Consider the following 26,078-nt stretch of genomic DNA (forward strand, 5'->3'; position numbering starts at 1 on the left):
CCCGGGACGACAAGCGAATTTCCCGGGGTACCGATTTCGCCGAAGACGGTGTGGTGCCGGGCACGGTCGAGTTGAATGGCCCGTCGTGCAGGACATGCAGACGCGTCCAGCAGGGGGTACCTCGTGACCGCTCCACACCCGTCCGGCCCTGCCCGTCGCGGAACCCGCACCGGGGACGGGGCCGCCGCCGCTCACAGCGACGACTCGGGCCTCCTCGCGGCGCTCCTCGACGGTATGGACGCCGCGCTGTGCGCGTTCGACGCCGACGGCACGGTGACCCACTGGAACCGCGAGGCCGAGCGGATACTGGGCTGGTCCGCCGAGGAAGCCGTCGGGCGGCACGGGCTGGCCGGCTGGGCCGTGCGCGAGGCCGACGCCGAGGAGGTCACCGCGCGGCTGCTGGACGTGATGGAGACGCCCGGGCGGCAGGTGCACGAGTTCGCCCTGCTCACCAAGGACGGCGGCCGGGTCCTCGTCCGCCTCCAGACCTCGGCCGTCCCCGGCCCGGACGGCAGGCCGACGGGCGTGTACTGCGCGTTCAGCGAGGTGCACACGCAGATCGACCTGGAGCGGTCGATCGCCCTGAGCGAGGGGCTGTTCGGGGACGCGTCCTGGGGTGTGGTGCTGGTCGACGCGGATCTGCGCCCGGCCCTCGCCAACGCGCACGCCGCACGGGCGCTGCGCACGGGCCGGACGGCACTGCTCGGCCGGCCGCTGGGTGATCTCCTGGACCAGGGCGTGGAGGAGCTGGAGGGCGCTCTCCAGCACGTACTGGCCGCCGGAGCCCCGCCCGCGCCCACCGATCTGTGGGTGACGCTGCGGGACGCCACCGGCGCGGCCTCGGAGCGACGCTGCTGGCGCAGCGGCTTCCTGCGGCTGGCGTCCCCGCTCGCGGAGGAGCCCGTGCCGCTGGGCGTGGCCTGGCTGTTCCTGGACGTGACGAAGACGCGGCTGGCCGAACAGGAGAGCGCGCGGCTGCGGTTCCGGGGCAATCAGCTGCACCGCGCGGGGCGGGCGGTCGCGGAGTGCGAGGACCCGATGGAGGGCGCGGCGCTCTACATGGACTTCGCCCTCGCGGGCTTCGCCGACCACGCCGTGATCGATCTGCTGCCGAAGCCGGTGGCCGCCCCGGAGGGGACCGTGCGGCTGCTGCGGGCCGCCGCGACGCCCGCCGGGGCCCCGGGGCCGTGCCCGGTGGCGGCGCTGAGCGGGCTTCCGGTGCCCTACGCGGACGGGCACCCGGCGTTGCAGGCGGTCGAGCGCTGCGGTTCGGTCCGGGCGGGCTCGGACCGTACGGACGGCTGGGCGCCCGCCCGCAAGTGGCCGGACGGCACCGAGCACGCCCTGGCCACGGTGCTGCGCAGCCGGGGCCGCACGCTGGGGGCGGTCACCTTCCTGCGCGGGCCCTCCCGCCGCCCGTTCGACCGGGCGGACGCGACCTACGCGGAGGACGTCGCCTCGCGGGTGGCCGCGTCGATCGATCTGGCGCTGACGGCCGAGGCGGCGGCGAAAGCGGAGGCAGAGGCCGGGACGGTCGGCTGGTGCGGGAAGCCCGTCGGCTGAGCCGTGGCCCGGACGGGCCCTAGTGACGGACGGGCCCTAGTGACGGAAGAAGATGCGGTCCCCGTACTCGGCCATCACCCGGCCGTTCCACTCGTGGCCGCCGTCCACGTTCCCCGAGCGCAGCATGGGCGGGTCGATGCCCCGGGCGGCCAGCTCACCGGCGGCCGTCGCGACGACGGCCTGCAGCAGGGCGCTGGTGACGACGGTGGAGGCCGGGGCGAAGGGGGCGGCGATGCCGTCGGCGGTCAGCTCCGCGTCACCGGGCGGGATCTTGCTGTCGATGACCAGATCGCAGTGGTCCTTGAGGAAGGTGCCCGAGACGTGCCGTGACCTGGTCTGCTCGGCGTAGGCGAGGGAGGTGACGCCGATGACCTTCAGCCCGAGGGCCCGGGCGTTCATGGCCATCTCCACCGGCAGGGAATTGCGACCGGACAGCGAGATGACGATCAGGACGTCACCGGGCTGCACGGGGCTGGAGTCCAGGACCGCGCCGGCCAGGCCGTTCACCCGCTCCAGGGCGCTGCCGAGCGTGGCGGGCATGACGTCGATGCCGACGGCGCCCGGGACGGCGAGCAGGTTCATCAGGGCGAGGCCGCCCGCCCGGTAGACGACGTCCTGGGCGGGGAGGGAGGAGTGCCCGGCACCGAAGACGAAGAGCCGGCCGCCGTCCACCACCGTGTCGGCGAGCATGGCCCCGGCGGCGGTGATGTGGTCGGCCTCCTCGTCGCGAGCCCGCTGGAGCAGTCCGATCGCGGCGTCGAAGAACTGCCCGGCCAGCTTGTTCTCGCTCATCGCTGCGGGGCTCCTTAGCTCGGAATCCGGTGGTGCGTGGGGAGTGCGCACGGTCGGTGCGTACGCTCGTGGCGCGGATCACGTTGCGGTCTTGACCAGCGCCCTGTCAATACGGCGTCCGCGCCGACGCCGCACGCGGCACCGTTGTCGGTGGTATGCGTCAGAATTGAGTCCAGGGCCAGCGCACGACATATCGAGGGGCACACATGTCCGGACTGATCGACACCACGGAGATGTATCTCCGCACCATCCTCGAGCTGGAAGAGGAAGGCGTGGTCCCCATGCGCGCCCGCATCGCCGAGCGGCTCGACCAGAGCGGCCCGACGGTGAGCCAGACCGTGGCCCGCATGGAGCGGGACGGCCTGGTCTCGGTCGCCGGCGACCGCCACCTGGAGCTGACCGAGGAGGGCCGCCGGCTGGCGACCCGCGTCATGCGCAAGCACCGGCTGGCCGAGTGCCTGCTGGTCGACGTGATCGGCCTGGAGTGGGAGCAGGTGCACGCCGAGGCGTGCCGCTGGGAGCACGTGATGAGCGAGGCGGTGGAGCGCCGCGTGCTGGAGCTGCTGCGCCACCCCACCGAGTCGCCCTACGGCAACCCCATCCCGGGCCTGGAGGAGCTGGGCGAGAAGTCCGAGGCCGATCCGTTCCTCAACGCCGGCATGGTCAGCCTGATGGACCTGGAGCCGGGCACCGAGGGCAAGACGGTCGTCGTCCGGCGCATCGGCGAGCCGATCCAGACGGACGCCCAGCTGATGTACACACTGCGGCGCGCGGGCGTCCAGCCGGGCGCGGTGGTCAGCGTGACCGAGTCGGCCGGCGGTGTCCTGGTCGGCAGCGGCGGCGAGGCCGCGGAGCTCGAGGCGGACATCGCCGCGCACGTCTTCGTCGCCAAGCGGTAGCCCTTCCGGCGGATCAGTGACCTCATGCGCCCGGACGGGCTTGTTGTGGCTGGGCTCAGCCACAACAAGCCCGTCCGGCGTTTGAGGACGCGCCCGCAGGGCGCTCGCCGCCGCAGGCGGCATGACGGGCCGGTAGGTGAAGGTCCGCCGGACGGGCAAGTGGCGGCACAGGAAGCCGTGGCAACTCCCCTCGTTCCGGCCGGTGTTCGCGGAATCGATACGCCCGGCCCCTCGGCATGCCACGCTGGCGCTGACGCATATGCCCACGCGCCACCGACCTGGGGAGGGGCTCGATGGGGCCAGCGGGCCGCACGGCCACCACGTGGCACCCCGGTGCCCGTCGTGGCACCTGTCGTGGCGTCAGTCGGCGCGACGGTCATGACAAGGGCCCCGGCGGCTTTTCAGACCGCCGGGGCCCCACCTCCCCGTGCTCCCCCGCGGCGACCCGGAGCCCCGAGCTCCCAGGGTGCGCCTCGCGGACCTTCTTCCCCGAGCGGTCCGCGCCCAGATCGATGTCTCCCCTGGGTGCGGGCGGCCAATCCTGCTGCATGGTCACTCGAACGAGGGGTGTTGCGCGCGAAAGCGGTTCGTTCGAATGCGAGTTCTATAAAGTAGGGCTGCTCGGGGGAGAAGTGGGGGTGCCAGGACTCATGGTGCGGCGTATCGACGTGAGCGGAAGCGGCGGAGTACGGCTGGCGGCCTGGGAGTTCGCCGACCCCCCGAAGGCCGGCGGGCCGTTCGGCGGCGGCGGCCCGAGCGGCGTCCTGCTGCTCCACGGGCTGATGGGCCGCGCCTCCCACTGGGCGGCGACCGCCCGCTGGCTCTCCACCCGCCACCGCGCGGTCGCCCTCGACCAGCGGGGGCACGGGCGCAGCGAGAAGCCCGCCGACGGCCCGTACACCCGCGAGGCCTATGTGGCCGACGCCGAGGCGGCCGTCGAGGAGCTGGGGCTGGGGCCCGTCACCCTCGTCGGGCACGCCATGGGCGCCCTGACGGCCTGGCAGCTGGCCGCCCGCCGCCCCGACCTCGTCCGCGCCCTGGTCGTCTGCGACATGCGGGCCTCCGCGCTCGGCGCGGCGACGCAGCGGGAGTGGGGCGAGTGGTTCAGGTCCTGGCCGGTGCCGTTCGCCACGCTCGCGGACGTCCGGAAGTGGTTCGGCGAGGACGACCCCACGCTGGAGCGGCCCAATCCGGCCCGTGGCGACTTCTACGCCGAGGTGGCGGCCGAGCGCGCGGACGGCTGGCGTCCGCTGTTCTCCCGCCGCCAGATGCTCCTGGCCCGGGAGACCTATGTCCACGACGCGCATTGGGAGGAGCTGGCCCTCGTCGAGTGCCCGGCCCTTGTCGTGCGCGGTCTCGACGGCGAGCTGGGCCGCGCCGAGGCCCAGGAGATGGTCCGCGTCCTGCCGCGCGGCGTCTACGCCGAGGTGCCGGACGCGGGTCATCTCGTCCACTACGACCAGCCCGACGGCTGGCGCCGCGTCGTCGAGCCGTTTCTCGCCTCGGTCCTGCCGGTCCGACCGTAGCCGGGAAGGGCGGGCGGCCCGCCGAAGCCGATTGATCGCCGGTCCGAGGCGCCCCCCTTCTCCCCACCGCCCCTAGCCGGATCGGCATGGCCTGAATTAATTCAACGACCGTTGACATAACTCCGGGACCGGGTGTGCACTGGAAGGACCGAGACACCTGGAGTTGCCATGACTTCTCGTACCGATCCCACCGCCGACGTCCTCGTCATCGGCGCCGGCCCCACCGGACTTCTGCTGGCCGGCGATCTCGCCGCCGCCGGGGTGCGGGTCGTGCTGCTGGAGCGCCGGGCGCGGGAGTCGAACCTCACCCGGGCCTTCGCCGTCCACGCGCGGACCCTGGAGATGCTGGACATACGCTCGGTCGCCGAGCAGCTGCTCGCCACCGGTGTGCTCGTCTCCTCCGCGCGGCTCTTCGGCAAGGCCAGGCTCGACCTGTCCGGACTGCCGAGCCGCTTCCCCGGTGTCCTCATCACCCCGCAGTACGAGACCGAGCGGGTCCTGGAGGAGCGGGCCGTCAAGCACGGTGCCGAGATCCGGCGCGGCACCGAGGTCCTCGGCCTGCGGCAGGACGCGGACGGCGTCGAGGTGGACGTCCGGACGCACACCACCGACGAGCCCTCGGGCGACGCCTCCGGCAGCGGCGGGACGGCGACCCTCCGCGCCCGCTATGTCGTCGGCGCGGACGGGGTGCGCAGCACCGTGCGACAGGCGCTCGGCATCCCCTTCCCCGGCAAGTCCGTCCTGCGGTCCATCATGCTCGGCGACGTGCGCCTCGCCGCCCCTCCCCGCGAGATGCCCGTCTTCAGCAACGTCGCCGAGGGCATCTGCCTCATCCTTCCCTTCGGTGACGGCTGGTACCGCATCATCGCCTGGGAGCGCCACAGCGAGGTGCCCGCCGACGCGCCCGTCGAGCTGGAGGACCTGCGGTCCATCACCCGGGCCGCGTTCGGTACGGACTTCGGCGCCCACGACGCCCGCTGGACCTCGCGCTTCCACAGCGACGAACGCCAGGCGCCGCGCTACCGCGACGGCCGGGTCTTCCTCGCGGGCGACGCCGCGCACGTCCATTCGCCCGCCGGCGGCATGGGGATGAACGCGGGCATGCAGGACGCCGCCAACCTCGGCTGGAAGCTCGCCGAAGTGCTGGCCGGGCGCGCCGACGACGCCCTCCTCGACACCTACCACGACGAGCGGCACCCGGTGGGCGCCATGGTTGTGCGCCTCAGCGGAGCCCTCCTGCGGGTGGCGGTGGCCGATTCGACCGTGGTGCGGGGGCTGCGGCGCGGCGCGGCCGCCGTCCTCCGGTACGTGCCGCGGATGACCCGCCGTCCCGCGCTGCTCGTCTCCGGCCTCGGCATCCGCTACACCGCGCCGCCCGGCGCCCACCCCCTCACCGGGAGCCGCGCCCCCGACCTGCCCCTGGTCGAGGTCCCCGACGGCCCCACGCGTCTGTACGAGGCGCTGCGTGCCGGCCGTTACGTTCAGGTCCTTCCGCGCGGTGCGGCTCCCCGGGATCCGGTGGCGGAGCGCGAGACGGACGTCGTCACCGTCACGCGCGCCGACGCGCGGCAGCAGAGCCTGCTCGTGCGGCCCGACGGATATGTGGCCTGGGCTTCCGATGACGGCGCCACCGGGCCCGTGCCGACGGTCGGCGCCGTTCCGCTGTCCCGGGTGTGAGACGGGGGTACACACCCGGGACAGCCCCTCGCCTGGCCGGCGGATCCTCGGCCGGCCAGGCCGTCCGGCCGCCTGCGGGCTTGACGCGGCCGAGCTCCCGTGGGCGGCGGAGCCGGCCCGCAGGGCCGTTCGCCCGATGCGCCGCCGGTCACGGCCAGGGCAGTCGTTCGCAGTCGCTACGGCCGCCGCGGTGCGGCCTGGTCAGCGGCCGCGGGTGTCCGCGGTCTCGCGTCCGCACGCGTAGGCGAGCGCACTGACCAGCTCCTCCGCGTCGGGGAGCCAGCGGTTGGCGGCGGTGGGCTGGCGGGCCCACTGGACCGCGCCGCGCGCGCCCATCCGGGTCGGCGGCGCGACCACGTAGTCGCCCTCGCCGCGCGCGACCAGGTCGAGGGAGGAGGGCGGCCAGCCCAGCTTCCGGGCCAGGTCGGCGACCTTCAGGGCGCCGCCGGGCAGCACGAAGAACAGCATCCTGCGGTGCGGGGTGGAGGTGATCGGCCCGAGCTGGATCTCCATCCGCTCCATGCGGGCGAGCGCCAGACAGCCGGCGCTCTCGGGTACGTCGAGCGCGTCGAAGGTGCGGCCGGTCGGGAGCAGAACCGAGGAGTTGGGCTGTTTCGCCCACATCCGGCGCGCGGCGACCGCGCTGCCGGTGGCCTGGGTGGCCCAGTCGGGACGGGCCGGATGCGCGCCCGGCGACGGGCAGTCGAGGTCGCCGCACGAGCAGCGTTCCCTGCCCGCGTCGACTTCCAGCCAGGTCCCGGCGAATACGTCCCAGTGCCGCTCTTCCGCGTACCGAACCGCGGCGTCGAGGACCTGCTCGCCGCGTTGTTGGGGGATAAGCGGGGCTCCTACTCCGATGGTCTTTTCCACGTTCATCACAACTCCCCTTGTCACCAGGGGTTACGGCTCGGACACAGCCTCCTCGCCGGACCCCGGCCATGCATATGGGGCGCACGGGAGCATGCACGGGGGCGCAGGCGCGGGTTCGCCGCCGCGAAGGGGTAGCCACCTGCCTGGCGGTCGCGGACGCGGTCGTCACCGCTTCACGTACCGCAGACGGCACCGCGTCATTACCGCAATTGCCGGTCATTACCGGCAAGTCCCGCATTCTCCGGACACCAGGGGGCAAAGATCACAGGAGAACGCGTTCACAGCCGGCTCAGCTTCTCCGCGCTTCGCGGCAGCCGTCGCGAAGGCATAGCAGTTTCAGGGGGTACAGCATGGCCGCACGGCCACTCGTGGCGCGGCAGCCGAACGAACGGTTGCAGGCGCTCATTCAGGAAGCAGGCTGCTCCAACGCCGGTCTGGCACGCCGGGTCAATATGTGCGGCGCCGAGCACGGTCTCGACCTTCGGTACGACAAAACGTCCGTAGCCCGGTGGCTGCGCGGCCAGCAGCCGCGGGGCCGCGCCCCGGCGATCATCGCCGAGGCGCTCGGCCGCAAGCTGGGCCGCACGGTGACGATCGACGAGATCGGCATGGCCAACGGCAAGAATCTGGCCTCCGGTGTCGGGCTCCAGTTCTCCCCGACCGTGCTCGGTGCCATCGAGCAGGTCTGTGAGCTGTGGCGCAGTGACGTGGGCCGCCGGGACTTCCTCAGCGGTACGTCCGTGGCGTCCTCCGCGCTCGTCGAGCCCAGCCGGGACTGGCTGATCACCAGTGCCGACGCGCAGGTCGCGCGCAGCGCGGGCGCCCGGGTCGGGGTCTCCGACGTCGAGGCCGTCCGGGCCACGACCGACGCCCTGGTGGAGCTCGACCACCGGTACGGCAGCGGGCACGTCCGCCCGGTGGTGGTCCACTACCTCAACAGCGTCGTCTCGGGGCTGCTGGCCGGTTCGTATCGCGAGGTGGTCGGCCGTGAACTGTTCGCGGCGGTCGCCAGGTTGACGGAGCTGGCCGGATACATGGCGGTCGACACCGGCCAGCCGGGCCTCGCCCAGCGCTATTACATCCAGGCCCTGCGATTGGCCCAGGCAGCGGGGGACCGGGGCTACGGCGGCTACGTACTGGCCGCGAGCATGAGTCACCTCGCCGCGTCGCTGGGCAACCCCAGAGAGATCGCCCAGCTTGCCAAGGCCGCGCAGGAGGGGGCGCGGGGGCAGGTCACCCCACGGGCCGAGGCGATGTTCTGCGCGGCCGAGGCGCGCGGTCACGCGCTGCTCGGTGACGCGCGGGCCTTCCAGTCCGTCGCGACCCGGGCGGTGACCTGTCTCGAACAGGCCGACGGCGACGGGGACTCGGGGGACGACCCGCCGTGGATCCGCCACTTCGACCAGGCCTATCTCGCGGACGAGCTGGCGCACTGCCACCGCGACCTCGGCCAGGCCGAGCCGGCCCGCCGTCAGGCCGAGGCGGCCGTAGCCGGTCACCCCGAGGGCCGCGTCCGCCGCCGGGCCATCGGTCTGTTGCTGCTGGCCACCGCCCACGTCCAGCAGCGCGAGGTGGAAGAGGCCTGCGCCACGGGCACCCGTGCCCTGGAGCTCCTCGGCTCGCTGCGTTCGAACCGGGGCGCGGAGTACCTGGAGGACTTCCAGCAGCGCCTGGCGCCGTACCGGGAGGAGTCCGTGGTGCGGGAGTTCGGGGCCAGGCTGGAGGTGCAGGCGGCCTAGGGGGACCGCAGCCCTGTAGGGCAAAGGGGACGCGCGGATCACGAGTGGTCGTACGGGCGCCGCCGATCGGAGGGGAGTCACGACCCATGGCACCGGCACGGGGAGGGCTTGGTGCCGTGGGGACGTGACCGGGTGGGCTCGGCACCGACCTGCGCGATCCGCGCGCACGGGCGCGAACGGGCGGGACCGGCAGGGTTCGGCACGGAACCGGACCGGGTGACAGGAGCGTCGTACGGGGCTGGGCGGGCGGTGCATGGCCGACCGCCAGTGCGAACCGGTAGCGTGAGCCGCCGGTTCGAGTCAGTCCCGTACAGCTTGAGGAGTCCCGGTGACGCAGAGCGGACAGGGGGACGAGCCGCAGTTCCCTGCGGCCCCGCCCGCGCAGCCCGAGCAGCCCGTGCACGAGGGCGTCGTGCTGCCCTCGCGCAGGAGTCACGGCGCGCCGTGGTCGGCCGACCGGGAGCGGAACGCGGCATCGGACCAGTCCTGGGGCGAGCCCTGGAGTGCCGACGCGCAGCGCGCGCCGCTGCCCCCGGAGCGTCCTCAGCACGCGCCGCAGGCACCGCAGACCCCGCCGCAGACTCCGCCGGCTCAGCCGCCCATGCCGGTCACGCAGATCACCGAGGCCTTTGTGAGCGTGCCGCCGCCGCCCGCGCACGCGCCGGGCACACCGCCGGGCCCGGGGGGCTCCGAGGCCACCCAGTACCTGCCGCCCGTCCCGCCGGGCCCGATGCCCGGGGGTGATTCGGTGTCCGAGGCGACGCAGTACCTGCCGCCCGTGGGCAACACCCCCCTCCCCGGCGCCCCGGTGCCGCCCGCGCCCTTCGCGCAGCCGGCCGCCGACTCGGTGTCGGAGGCCACGCAGTACCTCCCGCCGGTGGCCGCCACCGGCCCCGCCCCCGGTGCCGGTGACTCGGTGTCCGAGGCGACGCAGTACCTGCCGTCGATGGGCACCGGCTCGCTGCCCGGCACGTCCACGCCGACGGCGTCCTTCGCGCGCGGGGCGGCCGACCCCGGGGCCGTGACCCCCGAGTACCTGGAGCCGGGCGGTTCGCCCGACTCGCCGGCCGAGGCGACCCAGTACCTGCCGCCGGTGGGCGGCGGGATACCCGGCGGCACATCCGGCACCGGCATACCCGGGCCGGCGGACACCGACCGGGCCGATCAGTCCTACAGGCAGCACGCGGCCGAATCGGCTGCCGAGGCCACGCAGTTGCTGTCCCCGCAGCCGCCCGCCCCGGCGGACTCCGAGGCCACCCGTCATCTGCCGCCCGTTTCCGCGCAGTCCCCGGCACCGGCCGCCCGGCCCGCCGAGCCCGCCGCCGGCGGCCCGCCGGTCTTCGCGATGCGGCCGGGGCAGGCGGAACGCCCGCCGCCGGCCGAGTTCGACGGGCTCTTCCGCGCGGCCGAGCCGACGGCGCAGCTGCCGCCCGTCCAGGCGCCGATCCGTAAGCAGACCCCGCCGCCCGGCCACGGGCCCGTGCCGTCCCACCAGGGCCCGGGCGGCCCCGGCCGGCAAGCGCCGCACGAGGCGCACCAGGCCCCCGAGCCGTATGACCCGTACGAGCCGCCGGTCCGGCGCAGGAAGTCCCCGGCCGTGCTGATCGGCGCGGTCGTGGCGGTCTGCGCGATCGCCGGCCTCGGCGCGGGCGCGCTGCTCAGCAGCGGAGGCGGCGAGGACAACAGCGACAAGCAGAACACCTCCGCGAGCACGGCCCCCAGCGAGCCGGCGAAGGACGACGACAAGAAGTCGAGCCCGCCGGCGTCCCCGTCGGCCGACCCCGCGCTGGCGCAGGCGAAGGCGCTGGACGCACTGCTCAAGGACAGCAACAACAGCCGGGAGTCGGTCAGCAAGGCCGTGGACTCCACCAAGAGTTGCAAGAACCTCGACTCGTCCGCGAGTGATCTGCGGGCCGCCGCGACCCAGCGCAACGGCCTGGTGACCCGCCTCGGCCGGACGCCGATCGACAAGCTCCCCGACCACGCGGAGCTGTCGGCGCAGCTGAAGAAGGCCTGGCAGTCGTCCGCCTCGGCGGACAGCCACTACGCGAAGTGGGCCAAGCAGGTCGACGGCAAGCGTGGTTGCGTCAAGGGCCATGCCCGCCCGACCCGGGAGAGCGCCGCCGGCGACCGGGCGAGCGGTGAAGCGACCGCCGCGAAGAAGAAGGCGGCGGCCCTGTGGAACCCGATCGCGAAGAAGTACGGGCTGAGCCAGCACTCGTGGTCCCAGCTGTGAGCGGCACCCGGGTCACGGGTGCTTGCGGCGGCGCTCCAGCGTCCTGGTGACGTCGGTGAACCCCTCGCGCACGGCCACGAGCCGGCCGTCCCGCACCACCTGATAGGTGACGTTCGCGTTGACGATCCGCGGATAGTCCGGGACGGCCAGCAGATCCTGGTAGCGCCAGGAGAGCGGGGGCGTCAGCCCGCCCGTGCCGACGCGGTGCCCCCGGTCGAGCGCGGTCCGGACGGAGTGGGCGCTGATGTCGTCGGCGTCCAGCGCCATCAGCACCGACCGCAGGGCGGTGTAGGCGACCCACGTGGTCTGGACACCGGGGTCGGCGGGGTCGACCCGGTTGTCACCGAAGGCGTGCCGGTCGATGACCTCGCGCATGGACGACCAGCGGCGGTCGTCGGCGGCGGGGTACCAGCCGGTGGCGAACGCGCCCTCCAGCGGGCTCTTCGCACCGCCGGTGCTGTCGACGAGGGACTGCTTGACGCTGCCGAGCACCGATGCGATCCGCACCTGGGCACCGGCCTCCGGCTGCCGTCGGAAGGAATCGAAGAACGTGCCCGTCCGCTCGCCGAGCGCCGCGGTGACACAGCCCCCGCCGTCGGTGCCCACGGCCTTGAGGGCTTCCGTGCTCGTCCGCTCGTAGTCGGTGGCGTCCTCCGGCGCGCGCAGGTCGGCGGCCGGCGGGCGGCCCGCGGCGGCGAGTCCCGCGTCGAGCAGACCGGGCGTCTGGTCGCCGGAGATCGTGTCGGGCCGTACGAGGGCGACGCGCTTGCAGACGCCCGCCAGCTGGCGGCCGTTGCCCGCGAGCAGGGCGGCCTGGCCGCCGTTGACCGGGTAGGAGAGCGGGCTGCTCAGCTCCTCGTCGGTCAGGCCGTAGCCGCCGATGAAGGGGGTGCCGGACGCCTCCAGCGGGGACATCATCGCGCGGCCGTGCTGGCTGTAGGAGCCGACGACCGCGACGACCCCCTCCTCGACGGCGCGCCGCGCGCAGCGCGAGGCGGCGACGGACTCGTTGCGCTCGTTGCAGGTGATGACCTTGAGGTCGCGGCCATGGATGCCGCCCCGCGCGTTGCCCCAGCGGGCGAAGGCCGCGGCCATCGCGGGCATGCCCGGCATGTTGGTGGCCCTCGTTCCCTCCGGGGCCCAGGTCATGACGGTGATGGGGCCCCCGGAGTCCCCCCTGGCACCGGGGAGCCCATCACAACCGGCGAGCAGTGCCGCGCTCACCACCACGCACACCGCGGATATCGCGGTGGTCCGTAAGGGGCGGATGGTCAGGCGACGCCGTCCGGTCATGGCCCGCACTCTCCCGGCCGCCGGGGAACAGATGTGTGATCGCGGCGCAACGACGGGTGACACCGGAGTGAATTGCGGGGGCCTGATGTGGACGGCCGATGGGGAACGTACGATCGAGTGCTGTGCAAGGTTCGGAGAAGTCTTCCCGTCGCGGCCGCCGCTCGACCACCATGGACGGCATGCCGCTCAATGACATGCCGTGGTGGCGCTGGCGCGTGAATGTGCGCTCCGCGCTGCACATGCTCTCGGACCCCGTCTTCCAGCGGGAGTGCTGGCTGCCCGGGCTCCCGGGGTACGGGGATGTGACCGACGCCGTCTACCGGCTCGTCGAGGACACCTGGCTGGACAACTGGTCGGCGGAGAAGTACATAGGGACGATCTTCCGGGACCCGGCCGAGGCCAATCTCGTCGACGTCGCCGTTCTGCGGGTGCTGCGGATCATGCACCAGGTCGGGGCCGACGCGCCCGTCTCGGCGTACCTGGAGCACCACGCCTGGCCCGAGGCCGTACGGGCCGCCCGCGAGGCGCATGTCCGGCTGGCGGCGAACGACGGGGACGAACCGGACGTACCGCCCCGCCCGCTGGATGTGCTGGCGCAGCTCACCCGTATCGCCTGACGCGCGCGAAGCGCGGTTCGGGGGCCTCGCGGAGGCGGGCGGTCCGATCGGCCCGACGGGTGTGCGACGCTATTGGGCTATGAACGCCTCGCAGCCCCCCGCCACCGAAGGGGCCCCCGAACAGTACGTCCTCACCCTCTCCTGCCCGGACAAGCAGGGCATCGTGCACGCGGTGTCCAGCTATCTCTTCATGACCGGTTGCAACATCGAGGACAGCCAGCAGTTCGGCGACCACGACACCGGGCTCTTCTTCATGCGGGTCCACTTCACCGCGGACCCGCCGGTGACGGTGGAGAAGCTGCGGGCCAGCTTCGCGGCCATCGGTGACACCTTCCACATGGACTGGCAGATCCACCGCTCCGACGAGAAGATGCGCGTCGTGCTGATGGTGTCCAAGTTCGGGCACTGCCTCAACGACCTGCTCTTCCGCTCCCGGATCGGCGCCCTTCCGGTCGAGATCGCGGCGGTCGTCTCCAACCACACCGACTTCGCCGAGCTGGTCGGCTCCTACGGCATCCCCTTCCGCCACATTGCGGTGACGAAGGAGAACAAGCCGCAGGCGGAGGCGGAGCTGCTGGAGCTGGTCCGCGCCGAGGGCGTCGAGCTGGTCGTACTGGCCCGCTACATGCAGGTGCTCTCCGACGACCTGTGCAAGGCGCTGTCGGGCCGGATCATCAACATCCACCACTCCTTCCTGCCGAGCTTCAAGGGCGCCAAGCCCTACCACCAGGCGCACGCGCGCGGCGTGAAGCTGATCGGCGCCACGGCGCACTACGTGACCGCCGACCTCGACGAGGGCCCGATCATCGAGCAGGAGGTCGAGCGCGTCGGCCACGGCGTCACGCCCGACCAGCTCGTCGCGATCGGCCGCGACGTGGAGTGCCAGGCGCTGGCGCGCGCGGTGAAGTGGCACAGCGAGCACCGGGTGCTGCTGAACGGGCGGCGGACGGTCGTTTTCGCGTAGTCGCCTCCCGCGGGGGTCAGGCTGATTGCGGGCTGCGGGAGCCTCGCAGCTCCCGCAGTCGCGCTTCCAGCTTGGCGAGCGCCTGCTGCCGGGAGAGCAGCTGCGTCTTCAGCGCGGTCTCCAGCTCGATGCTCTGGCATAGCCGGTCCAGGGTGTCGTCGAGAGCCTCGCGCAGAGCGGCCACGTGCAATGCGTAGAGACGTCGCAGTGTGTCCGGTGCCATCTCCCGGCCTCGACGCAACGATGCCTCCCGCCCCAGCAGCTCGAGAAATTTCCGTGGTGGGATGCGGTTGCCCGAGAGATACCTGGAGACGGTGCTCGGGTCCATGGAATAACGTGCGGCGAACATGCGCAGCGAGACGCCGAGCTCGCCGAAGAGCTCCCGCAGCGCTTCGACGAACAGGCGCCGGTCATGCGGCACCTCGCCGAGGGGGGCCAGGGCACGATCCTGGCGCGGGGGCAGATCGACGACCTCGACGGTTCTCTCGACGAGGGCCGGCCAGATGGTGGCCGCGGGCTGTTGCCCGGGCCGTGGGGGCCGCTGCGGAGGCTCGCTCGCGTACAGGCGCACCCAGTGCTGCTGCCACTGCGCGCCGACGGGCGCGATTTCCTCCGCGCGGACGCGGCGCTGGCGTGTCGCGAACCTCATGCATGCGAGTACGAGCGCGGTGGTCCTGGCGAGGTCGGGCCGCGAGACGCGGTTGCGGTTCAGCGCATCGCCGATGGTGCTGCGTGGCAGCCGGAAGCCCATCTCGCTCGCGATGCCTTCGAGCCGGGACAGCGACGGATTGCCCGCCCAGAGCTTCAGCTCCCGCAGGCAGGCGATGAACTCCTGAGGGGTCTCCGCCGAAGCCGGGACGGGTGGCCGCGTCGACCACGGGCGCACCTCGGCAGTGGCCGGGGCTTCGGGCGCCGTCGGCGTAGTCCGGTGGTGGGCGATGAGCCACTGCTCGTTCCAGTGTTCGCGGTCGCCGCCACAGGCCGTGGCATACGCGAGAGTCAGGTCGAGGCTCGGCAGCTTCCAGCCCGTCGCTGCCTGGGAAAGGGCGGACACCGAATACCTCGTCCGCCGCGAGAGAGTCGAGTAGGTCGGGGATCCGGCGGCCTTCCGCAGCTTTCGCAGTTGTAGCGCGAACGTCGCGTACGGGGCCATGGGGTCGATGGGGTTTTCCGGGCGTGCCACTCGCGCCTCCCTGCGGGTCGTCCAGGGGGTCAGGGCGTGCGCTGGAGCTCGCGGGCCGCCGTGCCGGCGGCGAGGATCGTCGCGAGTGCGGCGGTCTCGTCATAGCCGAGAGCAACGAGCACGATGACGACCACCAGCACCGGAACAACCGGCGGCATCGTGAGGGACCTGCCTCCGGGCAGGCTGACGCACAGCGAGTGCGGCACGGGTGACATGGACACCACTTCCCTTGGTCCGGACGGTCATTGACGGCGCGTCACGGGTTGCCGCCCGGGGCGCGGCTTCACTCTCCCAGCTCGCGGGGCGCGAAGGCACCCGGTCACGTTGCCTTGTTGTTCACTGGTTTCCGGGCCCGCGTTTTCTTTGCCGGAATGAACTGCAACGCGGATTGTTTTCGGAGCGTCCGGGACGCATGTGAACAATGACGTCCGTCTCGGCCTTCCGCCTGGTCAGCCCCCTGGAGTTGTTCACAACCCATCCGGATCCATCCGGAAAGCGTTGCGGCCCTTCCTGCAACGCCCAACCGAGTGGGAGAAACTCAATCAAAGATGCGATCCAGATATCTGTTCCGTTGGTCCGGACGGTCTGCCGCAGCTTTCGAGAGCCACCCGTTGCCGCGGGACTCTCGCCGGATCAGGGCCCCGTATCCGAGATACGGGGCCCCGACTCGTCACAACCGCGAAAGCGACGCCGTAGCGCGCAGCACATCCCGGATCGCCTCGCGGTCCCCGAGCTGCCCCGCCGCCGCTTCCTCCGGCGGTACGTGTCCCGCCGCGAGGCGGCAGAACTCCAGGGCGTCCAGGGCGACGTGGGCGACCTCCTCGTCCGGTGAGGGGAGGGCCGCGGGGGAGTCGAGGGGGATGTGCCAGTGGCCGCCGCCGTCGCCTTCGATCTCCAGGTGGAGGGTGCGGCCCGGGGTGCCCGCGGCGACCAGGGTGCGGGGTGGGCCCGAGAGGCCCGTGCGGCGGCGGTGCGCGATCGTGGCGGGCAGGTGCCGGGCCGCGAGGTCGATCATGTGGTGGAGGTGGCCGGCCGCCGGTGGGGCGTAGGGGTAGTGGACGGCCTCCGCGATGTCCCCGGCGTGCACCCAGCACTCGAAGGCACGGTCGAGGAAGGAATCCCGCAGCGGCAGGGTGAACGGATCGTAGGGTACGGCCAGTTCGGCGGCGCCGCAGCCCGCGAAGGACGCGGTCCGGATCAGCGAGTGGCCCTGGGTGCGCCAGGCGGCCCGTGTTTCCCCGGGTGGCTGTTCCGCGGCGGTCGAGGCCCAGAACGCCTCCGTGCGTTCCGCGGGTGTGCCCGGGCCCTCGCAGCCCCGTCGGGTGGGGAGTCCGAGTGCGTCGGCGACGATGCCGTCCACGGCCATCAGATGGCCGATCACCTCGGCCACGGTGGTGTCCCGTCCGGCCGGGCGCCGGCCGTCGAACCAGTGCAGCCGGACCGGGGCCCGCCATTCCGCCTCGCCGATGTCGCGGAGCAGGGCGTCGAGGCGGGCGGTTTCCGCGTCGTAGGGGGCGGCCCATTCGGGCACCGGGATACGGGCGGGGCGGCGGGTCAGACAGGTGGCGAGGGTGCGGGAGCGCAGGGTGGGGTCGAGGTCGAGATTGTCCTCGGGGTGCAGCAGCGCGACCGCGTCGCGCAACCGGACGGCCTCCTCCGCGCAGCTCGCGCAGTCCGTCAGATGCGCTTCGACCGCCGCCGTCTCCTCGGCGGAACAGGCGGCCAACGCCCAGGCACCGAGCAGTGACTTGAGCAATCCGTGGGACATCGGCGGCGTCGGTGGCGTGGGCGGCTCGGGATCGGCCCTCGGCGGTGCCGGGGGAGGCGGCGGGGGAGACGTCGGCGCCGGGTCCGGTGCGTACGGCCAGCGCGGCGCGTCCTCGGCGGGGGAGCGGGGCGGGGGTATGCGCGGCCGGCTGCCCGGAGTGCCGTTCCCGCCGTCCGGCAGTCGGCGGCCGGGGTCCGCGGGGTCGTTCGTGCCGCTCACCGGCCGGCCCTCCCGCTCCCGCCGTGGGGCGGCGTCATCGCGCGGGGCCCGGGGTGGGCCGTGGAGAGCAGTTGCAGACCGAGGCGGAGCCGACGACGGGCCTCGTCCTCGGTGACGCCGAGGTCGGCGGCGGCCCTGCGGTAGTCGAGGCGGCGGAAGTAGGCGAGGTCGAGGGCGGCGCGCAGCGGGGCGGGCATGGACGTGACGATGTAGTCGGCGCGGGCGGCGGCGGACGCGGCGCGGACCTTCTCCTCGATCTCCTCGGGCGCGCGCTCCCGGTCGCTCTCCGACTGGCGCAGCCTGCTGACGGCCTGCCGGTGGGTGACCGTCGCGATCCAGGAGCGCAGGGGGCCCTGCTTGGGGTCGTAGGCGTCGGGGTGTTCCCAGACGTAGCCGAACACCTCGCGGGTGACGCGGTCGGCGGCGGCCTCGTCACCGAGGACGCGGTGGGCGAGGCCGTGCACGAGGGAGGCGAAGCGGTCGTACAGCTCACCGAGCGCGGCGGCCTCGCCGCTCGCGAGGCGCTGCTGCATCTTCCGGTCCCAGCGGGGTGGTGCGTCGTTCGTCATGCGGCCCCCTCCGTGCGCACCGCCACGCAGGTGGCCCCCGGTGGCGCCTCACTCACGTGTCCGTACGCGCGTACGTCGTACTGCTGCCCAAAACTGCTTGTGCCCACCGTCACATACTCGTCGAATGTAGTGGTCGGGCCCGGTGGCGCAGTCGCCTTTGCGGCAAATCACCGTCCGGGAACGGCCATGGATGATATGGGTACGTTCACTTTGTGCATGTTTCGCCGATCGGTACAGATCGTACGTGCGCGAATGTGCCGATGTGTTATGCGGGTGTGACCGGATCTGTGGGGGAGAGGGCTTCGGACCGGGCATAGGCTCCTTGGCGGTCGGCGTATGCCAGGTGGTGTTTCACGCAGGAGCGGCCGGGCAGGGGCCACCGAGGAAGACGTCCGTGGGAGCGCGGGACCGAGTGAAGGGCTGCGGGCACGTGACATTGCAGGTGACGGAGGGTGAGCAGGGCGACTGGGCCGTGCTCCGGGTCTCCGGAGAGATGGATCTCGTGACCTCGCCGGCGGTCCGGCAGCATGTGCACGACGCGGTGGCCGAGGGGCGGCGCTCCCTGGTGCTCGACCTCGGAGAGGTCCGCTTCTGCGACTCCAGCGGGGTGGGCGTGCTGATCGCCGCCCGCCGGCTGATGCGGTCCTGCCAGGGGCGGCTGCGGCTGATCCTGCCCGCGCAGGGCGCGGTCGACGGCTCGCACGTCAACCGCGTGCTGGGCGCCCTCGGGGTGCGCCGCCTCTTCGAGGTCTTCCCCGACCTGGACAGCGCGACCGACGAACGGGCGAACCCGCTGTCGGCGTAGCGCGTTCACCCTGCCGCGGGGAACTCCGCCGCGGGGAATTCCGCCCGTACGAGGAAGCCGCCGTCGGCCGTCCCGTGCGCGGTCAGCGTCCCGCTCAGGCTCTGCGCCCGCTCCCGCAGCCCGACCAGACCGTGGCCCCCGCCGGGCAGTTCCGGTGCCGGTACGGCCGCGTCGGCCGGGCCGTTGCGGATCTCGACCCGCAGGCCCCGCCCCGCCTCCTCGCTGACCCGGACCCGTACCCACGCCCCGGGCGCGTGCTTGCGCACGTTCGTCAGAGCCTCCTGCACCGTGCGGAAGGCGGCGCGCTCCACGGCCTCCGAGCGTTCGGCGTCACGGTCGGAGGTGTCCTCGAAGTCGACGTTCAGCGCGCTCAGCTCGATCAGCCGGGGCAGGTCCGCCAGGCGCGGCTGGGGGGTCAGCTCCTCGGTGTCGGCGCCCGCGGCGCGCAGGATGCCGACCATGTGGCGCAGCTCGTCCAGGGTGCGCACGGACAGTTCGCGGATCGTGCGGGCCCCGGCGCGGGCCTCGTTGTCGGCCGTGCTGATCTGCACGGCCCCGGCCTGCAGGCTGATGAGGCTGACCTGGTGGGCGACGACGTCGTGCATCTCGCGGGCGAGCCGGGCGCGCTCGGTGGCGAGGACCTGGTCGGACAGCAGACGGTCCTCGCGGGCGCGGCTGCGGGTGAGCTCGTCGAGGCGGGCGGCGAGTTCGCGGCGGGTGCGGGTGAGCAGGCCGACGGCGATGGGGGTGGCCGCGGTGACGAGCGCGTCGACGAGGAAGAGGGCGGTCTCGCGGCGGTCGTCGAAGGACAGGTCGGAGATCGGGTAGGGCAGGAAGTGCGCGGTGGCCAGCAGCGCCCCGCACACGACGAGCAGCCGCCGGTCGGGCCGGCGGACGGCGATCGTGTAGAGCGCGACCATGGGCGCGAACCAGATGTAGCCGATGTAGATGCCGGGCAGGGTGGCCGCGAAGACGGTGAGCGGGAACCGCCGGCGCCACAGCAGCGCGACCGCGGCGAGCAGTGACACCCCGAGCTCCAGCCCCAGTCCGGTGCCGTTGACGAGCAGCGCGTCCATGACCGCGAAGAGCACGGGCACCGCGACGGGCAGGGCCGCGGGCAGCCGGCCGGCCCGGGGGGAGACGCTCATCGGGCGCCGCCGTTCGGCGGGGTGGCGGGGCGGCGGGTGGCGACGAGGCCCGCGCGGTCGGCGACGACGGCGGCCTGGACGCGGTTGACGCCGCCGAGTTTGCCGAGGACGGCCCGGACGTGGTCCTTGACGGTGCTGGGGGCCAGCCCCATGCGCTCGGCGATCTGGGGGTTGGCGAGACCCGCGCCGAGGTGGGCCAGCACCTCGCGCTCGCGCGGGGTCAGCGCCTGGACCGCCGAGGCGGCGGTCGTCTCGGCCTCGGCGGCGAGATAGCCGCCGATGACCGCGCGGGTGACGCCCGGGTCCAGCACGCTGGCGCCGGCGGCGAGGGTCCGTACCGCCCGTACGAGCTGCTCGGGGTCGGTGTCCTTGAGCAGGAACCCGGAGGCTCCGGCGCGCAGCGCGGCGGCGAGGTACTCGTCGGCGTCGAAGGTGGTGAGCATGGCGACGGCGGGCGGGTGCGGGAGGCGGCGGAGCGCGCGGAGGACGGTCAGTCCGTCGACGTCCGGCATCCGGATGTCGAGCAGCACCACGTCGGGTGCGCAGCCGCGCACGGTGTCCACGGCCGCGCCGCCGCCGCAGTCCGCGACCACCTCGATGTCCTGGGCCGTGCCCAGGATCATCCGGAGCCCGGACCGGACGAGCTGCTCGTCGTCCACCACCGCCACACGGATCACGGGCCGCTCCCTCTTCCCTGTTCAAAAGCCGGGTGCCACCTGTCGGCCCCCGGCGCCCTCCAGCCTGCCGTACGGCTCGGGCAAAAGCGGAGCCAGGCGCTCCACCCAGCGGGAGGGGACACCCCCGCCGATCGGCGGGGGTCGGCCGGGACCCACGGGGGATTCCGTTCCGGTTACCCCGACCGGCAGAGTGTGTCCATGCTGCACCATGCCGGGGCCCACCCCCGGACGCCCGATCGCGCGTGGCGCGCCCGCGCCCTCGTCGCGACCGGCGTCTGCGTCGCCCTGGCGACCGCGTGCGGCTGTACCCGGTCTCAGGCCGCCGCGTCCCCCACAAGCGGCGGCCTGTCCGTGTCCTACGAGGCTCCCCGGCGCGGCGGCGCCGACGAGCGGTCGTTCCTGAAGGACCGGCGGCTGCCGGAGCGGGTCGCCGAGCACCTGAACGACACCCTGCGGCTGCCCAAGACCATCGATGTCGTCGGCCGGACCTGCGACGAGAAGGACGACGTCCCCACCTACGACCAGCAGACCCGGCGCATCGAGCTCTGCTACGACTTCATCGGCGAGGTCCGGTCGATGTTCGAGGACGCCGACAGCCCGGACCCGGACGAGCGCACCGCGGGCGTGATCACCGAGACGCTCTACCACGAGGCCGCGCACGCCCTGAAGGACACGCTGCACCTCGCGACCACCGGTCGCGAGGAGGACGTCGCCGACCAGTTCGCGGCGTACAGCCTGATCCCGCAGGGCACCGAGGGCCGGGCCGCGGTGCTGGCCGCCGCGGACAACTACGCCCAGTACGCGCGCGAGATCGACCCCGAGGAGATCGACTTCTCCGCCGAGCACCCCCCGGAGGCCACCCGCTCGGCCAACTACCGCTGCTACCTCTACGGCGCCGCGCCGAAGAAGAGCGCGAAACTCGTCGACGGCACGCTGCTCACCAAGGAGCGCGCCGAGCTGTGCGCCGACGAGTACCAGGATCTGCGGCGCGGCTGGGGCAGCCTCCTCGCGCCGTACAAGACCGACCGCTGACCGGCCTCTGGAGGGGAGGGCCGGTCAGCGGCGCGGGAATCAGGGCCGCCACAGCGGGGGTGCGGCGGGGGCGGGGCCCAGCGTCGTCGTCCCGGGCGCCGCGCGGTGTCCGAGGCCGGTGCGGTACGCGTCCAGCGCGGCGTCCGTGCGGCCGGTGCGCCGCAGCAGGTCGCCCAGCAGCCGGCACAGATCGGCGAGATCGCCCGCGGCGCCCGTGCGCTCCAGCAGGGACAGCGCGGCGCAGTAGTGCTCCTCGGCGGCCTCGGTGTCGGAGCGCTCCTCGGCGATCAGCCCCAGCAGCCGGTGCGCGCCGCCCGCGTGGACCGCGCCGCGCTCGGCGCCCAGCGCCGAGGGCGCCAGCAGCGGGCGCAGCAGTTCCTCCGCCTCGGCCGCCTTGCCGCGCCGCCGCAGCACGTCCGCCAGCTCCACCTCGACCTGCACGGTGAACAGCGGGGCCTTCTTGGAGGCCAGCATGTCGCGGGCGATGCGCAGCTCGCTCTCGGCCTTCCGCAGATCGCCGTCCTGCGCGTGGACGTAGCCGCGCATCCAGTGGCAGTGCGCCAGCTCGGTGCGGATGTGGAGCTGTTGGTACAGCTCCTGGGCCTTGGCGAGCGAGGCGTCGGCCTCCGCGATCCGGCCCTCGGCGATGAGGGTGCGGGCGACCCCGCGGTGCATGCTCGCGACGAGCGCCGGGTTGTCCACCTTCGGAGCGAGCGCGAGCGCCAGCTCGGCGGCGTGTGCCGCCCGCGCGTGCGCCCCCATGTCCATATAGGGGGCGATGACGGCGGTGTAGAGGAGCAGCAGCGCATCGGGGTCGTGCAGCCCGGCGGCGTTCAGCTCGTCGACGGTCGACTCCAGCAGATAGCAGGCGTAGCGCAGCTCGCCCGCGAGCAGATGCGCGGTGGCGCGGCCGCGGACGGCGGGGACGCGGCGCGGCAGCGGCTCGTCGGCCAGCAGCCGCTCGACCTCGGCGAAGTGGTCCCGGGCGGCGACGAGGTCGCCGGTCTCCAGCGCGCAGTCACCGAGCCCCTGCACCGCGGCGGCCTCCTCGGCCACCAGGGAGTGCCCGGCGGCCTCCTCGCGCAGGGCGCGGTAGCGCACGGCCGCGTCCTCGGCCTCGCCGGTGGCGAGGACGCGCCGGGCGTCGGTCAGCCGCAGCCGCAGCTCGGTGGCCAGATGCGGGGGACGGCCGGTGGCCAGCTCCTCCAGGGTGATGCCGAGGCGCCCGGCGAGGTGCCGCAGGGCGGTCTCGGAGGGGCGTACCTTCCCGGCCTCCAGGGTCGAGACGTACGCGGCGGTGTAGGCGGGCTCGGCCAGCTGCTTCTGGGTCAGACCACGTTCCGTGCGCATCCGGAGCACGCGTCGGCCGATGTCGGCGGGTTCGTCGGCCCGTATGCCGTGGGTGCTGTTCTCGGCCACTTGTGCCCCTCGGTAAGTTACGCCGTGACTTAAGTCGTGAGTTAAATCTGTTTGAGTTGACGTGAGGACGGATGATGCCGGAAACCCTGGGGAAGGCGGCTGCTGCCGCGCGGACGGCCGGACCGGCGGAATCGATAGATACCACGGGTACGGGGGTCGTCCGACAGCCCGGTCTCGTCATGACGGACCACTTCTTCGACGTCCCCCTCGATCACCGTGTGCCCGACGGCGAACACATACGCGTCTACGCCCGCGAGGTCGTCGCCACGCGCCGCGAGCGCGACGAACTGCCGTGGCTGGTCTACCTCCAGGGCGGACCCGGCTGCCGGGCCGGGCGGCCCGTGGGCCGGGAGAGCTGGCTCGACCGGGCGCTGGAGGACTACCGCGTCCTCCTCCTCGACCAGCGCGGAACCGGCCGCTCCACGCCCGCCACCCGGCAGACCCTCCCGCTTCGCGGCACCCCGGCCGAACAGGCCGAGTATCTGGCGCACTTCCGCGCCGACTCCATAGTCCGCGACTGCGAGCTGATCCGTGCCCGGCTGACCGGCGGCCGGCCGTGGACCGTGCTCGGGCAGAGCTTCGGCGGCTTCTGCGCGGTCACCTACCTCTCGTACGCGCCCGAGGGGCTCGCCGAGGTCCTGATCACCGGCGGTCTGCCGTCCCTCGACGCCGACGCGGACACCGTCTACCGCGCGGCCTACCCGCGCATGGAACGCAAGTCGCTGGCGCACTACGCCCGGTACCCCGGCGACGAGGCCGCCGCCCGCCGCATCGCGCGCCACCTCGCCGACCACGAGGAGGTGCTGCCCGACGGCACCCTCCTCACGGTCCCGGCATTCCAGCAACTCGGCATCCTCCTCGGCACCGGCGACGGCTCCCACCGACTGCACTACCTCCTCGAGGACGCCTTCGTGGACACCGTCGCGGGCCCGCGGCTGTCCGACGCCTTCGCCGAACAGGTCGCGGCGGTCCTCTCCCACGCCGACAGCCCTCTTTACGCCATCCTCCATGAGGCCATCTATGCCCAGGACGAGCGCGCGACGCACTGGTCAGCCGATCGGGTGAGGGGCGAATACCCGCAGTTCGAACGGGGGATCGAGCCAGGAGCGCGCTTCCTCTTCACCGGGGAGAGCGTCCACCCCTGGATGCTGCGCACACACCCGGCCCTGCGCCCCCTGCGCCACACCGCCGAACTCCTCGCCGAACGCCGGGGCTGGACCCCCCTCTACGACCCCGAGCGCCTCGCCCGCAACACCGTCCCCGTGGCAGCCGCGATCTACCACGACGACCTCTACGTCGACACCGCGCACTCGCTGCGCACCGCGCGCGCGATCGCGGGGCTGCGGACGTGGGTCACGGACGAGTACGAGCACGACGGCGTGCGGGCGGGCGGACGCGTGGTGCTGGACCGGCTGTTGAGGCTCGTACGGGACGAGGCGTAGCGCGGTCCACGGCGGTGGCCCGGCCCGAACGAGGCCTCCGGCGGGCGGCCGGTTTCACGGTTCGTCACATAGTTCGTCACACTGGTAACTTCAGCCTCATCCATTGCTTTGGGTCCCTCTGAGCCCCTACGTTGAGCCGCACCTCAATGCGACTTAACCCGCCATTTAAGTGGCGGGCTCAGGGAGGACCCCCCATGCGCAGACGAATATCCCTCGCGGCCGGCGTGGCCCTCACGGCCGCGCTGGCCGCCACGGCGACGACGGTGACCGCGACGGCCACGACGGCGTCCACCAAGACGTCCACGAAGGCGTCGAAGGCGGCGGCACCCGAGCCGAAGGGTGAACGTACCCAGCACGTCGAGTACTTCACCGGCCCCGGCGGCCACCCCCGCCACACCACCGTCCCCGCCTCCACCACCCCGCCGCAGTCGCTCCGCCCCTCGGCCGCGGGCGACGGTGCCGTCACGAAGGTCATCGGCAACGGAACGGTGCGGACCAAGGTCGACGTCGTCTTCATCGGCGACGGCTACACCGCCGCCCAGCAGGGCGACTTCCACGCCGACGTACGCGCCAAGTGGGCGAAGATGTCGGCCGTCGAGCCCTACGCCTCGTACAAGAAGCTCTTCAACGTCTGGGCCGTCGACGCCGTCTCGCGGCAGTCCGGCGTCTCCGGCGACCCGGGCGAGGGTGTCGTCAAGGACACCGCGCTGAAGTCCCGCTTCTTCTGCGACGGCATCGAGCGGCTGCTGTGCGTCGACACCGGCCGCGTCGAGTCGTACGCCGCGAAGGCGCCCGCCGCGGACCTGGTGGTGGTGCTGTCCAACTCCACCAAGTACGGCGGCGCGGGCTACAACGACATCGTCTCCAAGGTCGGTTACGACGGCATCGCCACCGCCTCGTCCGACAACGACGACTCCGACCAGGTCGCCGTGCACGAGACGGGTCACTCCTTCGGCAAGCTCGCCGACGAGTACCAGTACGAGGAGTACGGCACGTACACCGGTGCCGAGCCGGACAGTGTCAACACCAGCAAGCTGACCGCCGCGCAACTCTCCGCGCAGAAGAAGAAGTGGTACCGCTGGATCGGCAAGACCTCGCCGGACGGCGGCAAGGTCGGCGCGTTCGAGGGCGCGGGCTACTACCCCAAGGGCCTCTACCGCCCCACCGACGACTCGATCATGCGGTCGCTCGGGCGTGAGTTCAACCTGCCGGGCCGCGAGGCGATGATCGCGGGCTTCTACCGCCACGCGAAGGTGCTGACCAGCACGACGAGCACGTCCGGCAAGGTCGGCGGCCGCGACAAGGTCACGGTCCGGCTGCCCGCCGCGACCACGACCGTGCGCTGGTACGTGGACGGCCACGAGGTCCAGGCGGGCCGGGGCCGGACGAGCGTGACACCGCGCTCCCTGGGCGTGAAGCCGGACGGCAAGACGCACACCCTGACGGCCAAGGCCGTCGACCGCACGAACGCGGTGGTGGACCCGGAACTGCGCAAGCGGCTGTCGGGCTCGCTGACGTGGAAGGTGACGGGTTAGGACCGATCCGGGCCGGACGGGGTCTCAATCGCCGGAGGGGCTGCGGTGATGTGACCTCAAGGGCCGGACGGGCGCTGTGTTGTGTCCCCGATCGCCGGGCGGGCT

General features: G+C 73.0%; 22 protein-coding genes. 12 read left to right on the forward strand and 10 right to left on the reverse strand.

All coding sequences use genetic code 11. The features are described 5' to 3' along the window. The first annotated feature begins 75 nt into the window (after positions 1 to 75). Positions 76 to 1,563, forward strand: coding sequence for a PAS domain-containing protein (locus AB8O64_RS21735; RefSeq protein WP_370420788.1), 1,488 nt, complete (start codon positions 76 to 78; stop codon positions 1,561 to 1,563). Positions 1,564 to 1,599: 36 nt separating this feature from the next. Here the strand turns inward: AB8O64_RS21735 and AB8O64_RS21740 are convergent, their stop codons facing one another. Continuing rightward, the gene (locus AB8O64_RS21740) at positions 1,600 to 2,355 is read right to left on the reverse strand and encodes an SIS domain-containing protein (protein WP_130879415.1); all 756 of its coding nucleotides are present in this window, start codon (positions 2,353 to 2,355) and stop codon (positions 1,600 to 1,602) included. 206 nt (positions 2,356 to 2,561) lie between these two features. On the opposite strand from AB8O64_RS21740, the gene AB8O64_RS21745 reads away from it, so the two are divergent. The 3 genes from AB8O64_RS21745 (at position 2,562) to AB8O64_RS21755 (ending at position 6,457) form a co-directional block, all read left to right on the forward strand. Beyond that, positions 2,562 to 3,254: a metal-dependent transcriptional regulator gene (locus AB8O64_RS21745; protein ID WP_130879416.1), complete on the forward strand. Its 693-nt coding sequence runs from the start codon at positions 2,562 to 2,564 to the stop codon at positions 3,252 to 3,254. 650 nt (positions 3,255 to 3,904) lie between these two features. Next, entirely contained in the window at positions 3,905 to 4,780 is an 876-nt protein-coding gene (locus tag AB8O64_RS21750) for an alpha/beta fold hydrolase (protein ID WP_370423924.1), read from the forward strand. A 168-nt stretch (positions 4,781 to 4,948) separates the two neighbouring features. Beyond that, positions 4,949 to 6,457, forward strand: a complete 1,509-nt coding sequence (locus tag AB8O64_RS21755; RefSeq protein ID WP_370420791.1) for an FAD-dependent monooxygenase — start codon at positions 4,949 to 4,951, stop codon at positions 6,455 to 6,457. 201 nt (positions 6,458 to 6,658) lie between these two features. Here AB8O64_RS21755 and AB8O64_RS21760 read toward each other — a convergent pair whose 3' ends face one another. Next, a complete protein-coding gene (locus AB8O64_RS21760; RefSeq protein WP_370420792.1) occupies positions 6,659 to 7,333 on the reverse strand; it encodes a bifunctional DNA primase/polymerase in 675 nt (224 codons plus the stop codon). 344 nt (positions 7,334 to 7,677) lie between these two features. On the opposite strand from AB8O64_RS21760, the gene AB8O64_RS21765 reads away from it, so the two are divergent. Together AB8O64_RS21765 and AB8O64_RS21770 are read left to right on the forward strand one after the other, a co-directional pair. Next, entirely contained in the window at positions 7,678 to 9,066 is a 1,389-nt protein-coding gene (locus AB8O64_RS21765; protein ID WP_356453286.1) for a transcriptional regulator, read from the forward strand. Positions 9,067 to 9,394: 328 nt separating this feature from the next. Continuing rightward, on the forward strand, positions 9,395 to 11,302 hold the full coding sequence (locus AB8O64_RS21770) for a hypothetical protein (protein WP_370420793.1): 1,908 nt from the start codon (positions 9,395 to 9,397) through the stop codon (positions 11,300 to 11,302). Between the two features lie 12 nt (positions 11,303 to 11,314). On the opposite strand, the gene AB8O64_RS21775 is transcribed toward AB8O64_RS21770, so the two are convergent. Beyond that, positions 11,315 to 12,595 carry an ABC transporter substrate-binding protein gene (locus AB8O64_RS21775; RefSeq protein WP_370420795.1) on the reverse strand — a complete coding sequence of 427 codons (1,281 nt, stop codon included), beginning with the start codon at positions 12,593 to 12,595 and terminating at the stop codon, positions 11,315 to 11,317. A gap of 98 nt (positions 12,596 to 12,693) precedes the next feature. Between AB8O64_RS21775 and AB8O64_RS21780 the strand changes: the two genes are divergently transcribed. Together AB8O64_RS21780 and purU are read left to right on the forward strand one after the other, a co-directional pair. Beyond that, entirely contained in the window at positions 12,694 to 13,212 is a 519-nt protein-coding gene (locus AB8O64_RS21780) for a hypothetical protein (RefSeq protein WP_356453289.1), read from the forward strand. Between the two features lie 79 nt (positions 13,213 to 13,291). Next, positions 13,292 to 14,176 (forward strand): formyltetrahydrofolate deformylase, encoded by an 885-nt coding sequence (gene purU, locus AB8O64_RS21785; RefSeq protein WP_370420797.1) that lies wholly within the window; start codon positions 13,292 to 13,294, stop codon positions 14,174 to 14,176. A 16-nt stretch (positions 14,177 to 14,192) separates the two neighbouring features. Here the strand turns inward: purU and AB8O64_RS21790 are convergent, their stop codons facing one another. From AB8O64_RS21790 to AB8O64_RS21805, 4 genes are all read right to left on the reverse strand, one after another. Then, positions 14,193 to 15,359 (reverse strand): helix-turn-helix domain-containing protein, encoded by a 1,167-nt coding sequence (locus tag AB8O64_RS21790; RefSeq protein ID WP_370420799.1) that lies wholly within the window; start codon positions 15,357 to 15,359, stop codon positions 14,193 to 14,195. 29 nt (positions 15,360 to 15,388) lie between these two features. Next, a complete protein-coding gene (locus AB8O64_RS21795) occupies positions 15,389 to 15,574 on the reverse strand; it encodes a hypothetical protein (protein ID WP_370420801.1) in 186 nt (61 codons plus the stop codon). A gap of 455 nt (positions 15,575 to 16,029) precedes the next feature. Continuing rightward, the gene (locus AB8O64_RS21800) at positions 16,030 to 17,346 is read right to left on the reverse strand and encodes a maleylpyruvate isomerase N-terminal domain-containing protein (protein ID WP_370420803.1); all 1,317 of its coding nucleotides are present in this window, start codon (positions 17,344 to 17,346) and stop codon (positions 16,030 to 16,032) included. Beyond that, the gene (locus tag AB8O64_RS21805) at positions 17,343 to 17,915 is read right to left on the reverse strand and encodes a sigma-70 family RNA polymerase sigma factor (RefSeq protein ID WP_370420805.1); all 573 of its coding nucleotides are present in this window, start codon (positions 17,913 to 17,915) and stop codon (positions 17,343 to 17,345) included. Before AB8O64_RS21805 ends, AB8O64_RS21800 begins: the two co-directional genes overlap by 4 nt. Before the next feature lie 430 nt (positions 17,916 to 18,345). Here AB8O64_RS21805 and AB8O64_RS21810 point away from each other — a divergent pair, with 430 nt between their 5' ends. After that, a complete protein-coding gene (locus tag AB8O64_RS21810) occupies positions 18,346 to 18,720 on the forward strand; it encodes an STAS domain-containing protein (RefSeq protein WP_370420806.1) in 375 nt (124 codons plus the stop codon). Between the two features lie 5 nt (positions 18,721 to 18,725). Here the strand turns inward: AB8O64_RS21810 and AB8O64_RS21815 are convergent, their stop codons facing one another. Both AB8O64_RS21815 and AB8O64_RS21820 read right to left on the reverse strand, forming a co-directional pair. Further along, positions 18,726 to 19,868, reverse strand: coding sequence for a sensor histidine kinase (locus AB8O64_RS21815; RefSeq protein ID WP_370420808.1), 1,143 nt, complete (start codon positions 19,866 to 19,868; stop codon positions 18,726 to 18,728). Then, entirely contained in the window at positions 19,865 to 20,545 is a 681-nt protein-coding gene (locus tag AB8O64_RS21820; RefSeq protein ID WP_370420810.1) for a response regulator, read from the reverse strand. Before AB8O64_RS21820 ends, AB8O64_RS21815 begins: the two co-directional genes overlap by 4 nt. A gap of 198 nt (positions 20,546 to 20,743) precedes the next feature. Here AB8O64_RS21820 and AB8O64_RS21825 point away from each other — a divergent pair, with 198 nt between their 5' ends. Then, on the forward strand, positions 20,744 to 21,577 hold the full coding sequence (locus tag AB8O64_RS21825; protein WP_356453297.1) for a DUF4344 domain-containing metallopeptidase: 834 nt from the start codon (positions 20,744 to 20,746) through the stop codon (positions 21,575 to 21,577). Positions 21,578 to 21,616: 39 nt separating this feature from the next. Here AB8O64_RS21825 and AB8O64_RS21830 read toward each other — a convergent pair whose 3' ends face one another. Continuing rightward, positions 21,617 to 22,927 (reverse strand): helix-turn-helix domain-containing protein, encoded by a 1,311-nt coding sequence (locus AB8O64_RS21830; RefSeq protein WP_370423925.1) that lies wholly within the window; start codon positions 22,925 to 22,927, stop codon positions 21,617 to 21,619. A 248-nt stretch (positions 22,928 to 23,175) separates the two neighbouring features. Between AB8O64_RS21830 and AB8O64_RS21835 the strand changes: the two genes are divergently transcribed. Continuing rightward, positions 23,176 to 24,438 carry an alpha/beta fold hydrolase gene (locus AB8O64_RS21835; RefSeq protein WP_370420812.1) on the forward strand — a complete coding sequence of 421 codons (1,263 nt, stop codon included), beginning with the start codon at positions 23,176 to 23,178 and terminating at the stop codon, positions 24,436 to 24,438. Positions 24,439 to 24,632: 194 nt separating this feature from the next. Then, positions 24,633 to 25,973 (forward strand): M64 family metallopeptidase, encoded by a 1,341-nt coding sequence (locus AB8O64_RS21840; protein ID WP_370420814.1) that lies wholly within the window; start codon positions 24,633 to 24,635, stop codon positions 25,971 to 25,973. The last annotated feature ends 105 nt before the right edge of the window (positions 25,974 to 26,078 follow it).

This window comes from Streptomyces sp. QH1-20 (genome assembly GCF_041283565.1).
In the GTDB taxonomy this organism is placed as follows: domain Bacteria; phylum Actinomycetota; class Actinomycetes; order Streptomycetales; family Streptomycetaceae; genus Streptomyces; species Streptomyces syringius.

Bases quoted from the DNA above. Each gene is read 5' to 3' on its own strand.
- AB8O64_RS21775 (WP_370420795.1), bottom strand. From the start codon at position 12,595: ATGACCGGACGGCGTCGCCTGACCATCCGCCCCTTACGGACCACCGCG.
- AB8O64_RS21795 (WP_370420801.1), bottom strand. From the start codon at position 15,574: ATGTCACCCGTGCCGCACTCGCTGTGCGTCAGCCTGCCCGGAGGCAGG.
- AB8O64_RS21760 (WP_370420792.1), bottom strand. From the start codon at position 7,333: ATGAACGTGGAAAAGACCATCGGAGTAGGAGCCCCGCTTATCCCCCAA.
- purU (WP_370420797.1), top strand. From the start codon at position 13,292: ATGAACGCCTCGCAGCCCCCCGCCACCGAAGGGGCCCCCGAACAGTAC.
- AB8O64_RS21805 (WP_370420805.1), bottom strand. From the start codon at position 17,915: ATGACGAACGACGCACCACCCCGCTGGGACCGGAAGATGCAGCAGCGC.
- AB8O64_RS21735 (WP_370420788.1), top strand. From the start codon at position 76: ATGGCCCGTCGTGCAGGACATGCAGACGCGTCCAGCAGGGGGTACCTC.
- AB8O64_RS21765 (WP_356453286.1), top strand. From the start codon at position 7,678: ATGGCCGCACGGCCACTCGTGGCGCGGCAGCCGAACGAACGGTTGCAG.
- AB8O64_RS21830 (WP_370423925.1), bottom strand. From the start codon at position 22,927: ATGCGCACGGAACGTGGTCTGACCCAGAAGCAGCTGGCCGAGCCCGCC.
- AB8O64_RS21815 (WP_370420808.1), bottom strand. From the start codon at position 19,868: ATGAGCGTCTCCCCCCGGGCCGGCCGGCTGCCCGCGGCCCTGCCCGTC.
- AB8O64_RS21750 (WP_370423924.1), top strand. From the start codon at position 3,905: ATGGTGCGGCGTATCGACGTGAGCGGAAGCGGCGGAGTACGGCTGGCG.
- AB8O64_RS21740 (WP_130879415.1), bottom strand. From the start codon at position 2,355: ATGAGCGAGAACAAGCTGGCCGGGCAGTTCTTCGACGCCGCGATCGGA.
- AB8O64_RS21780 (WP_356453289.1), top strand. From the start codon at position 12,694: ATGGGGAACGTACGATCGAGTGCTGTGCAAGGTTCGGAGAAGTCTTCC.
- AB8O64_RS21745 (WP_130879416.1), top strand. From the start codon at position 2,562: ATGTCCGGACTGATCGACACCACGGAGATGTATCTCCGCACCATCCTC.
- AB8O64_RS21835 (WP_370420812.1), top strand. From the start codon at position 23,176: ATGACGGACCACTTCTTCGACGTCCCCCTCGATCACCGTGTGCCCGAC.
- AB8O64_RS21825 (WP_356453297.1), top strand. From the start codon at position 20,744: ATGCTGCACCATGCCGGGGCCCACCCCCGGACGCCCGATCGCGCGTGG.
- AB8O64_RS21840 (WP_370420814.1), top strand. From the start codon at position 24,633: ATGCGCAGACGAATATCCCTCGCGGCCGGCGTGGCCCTCACGGCCGCG.
- AB8O64_RS21755 (WP_370420791.1), top strand. From the start codon at position 4,949: ATGACTTCTCGTACCGATCCCACCGCCGACGTCCTCGTCATCGGCGCC.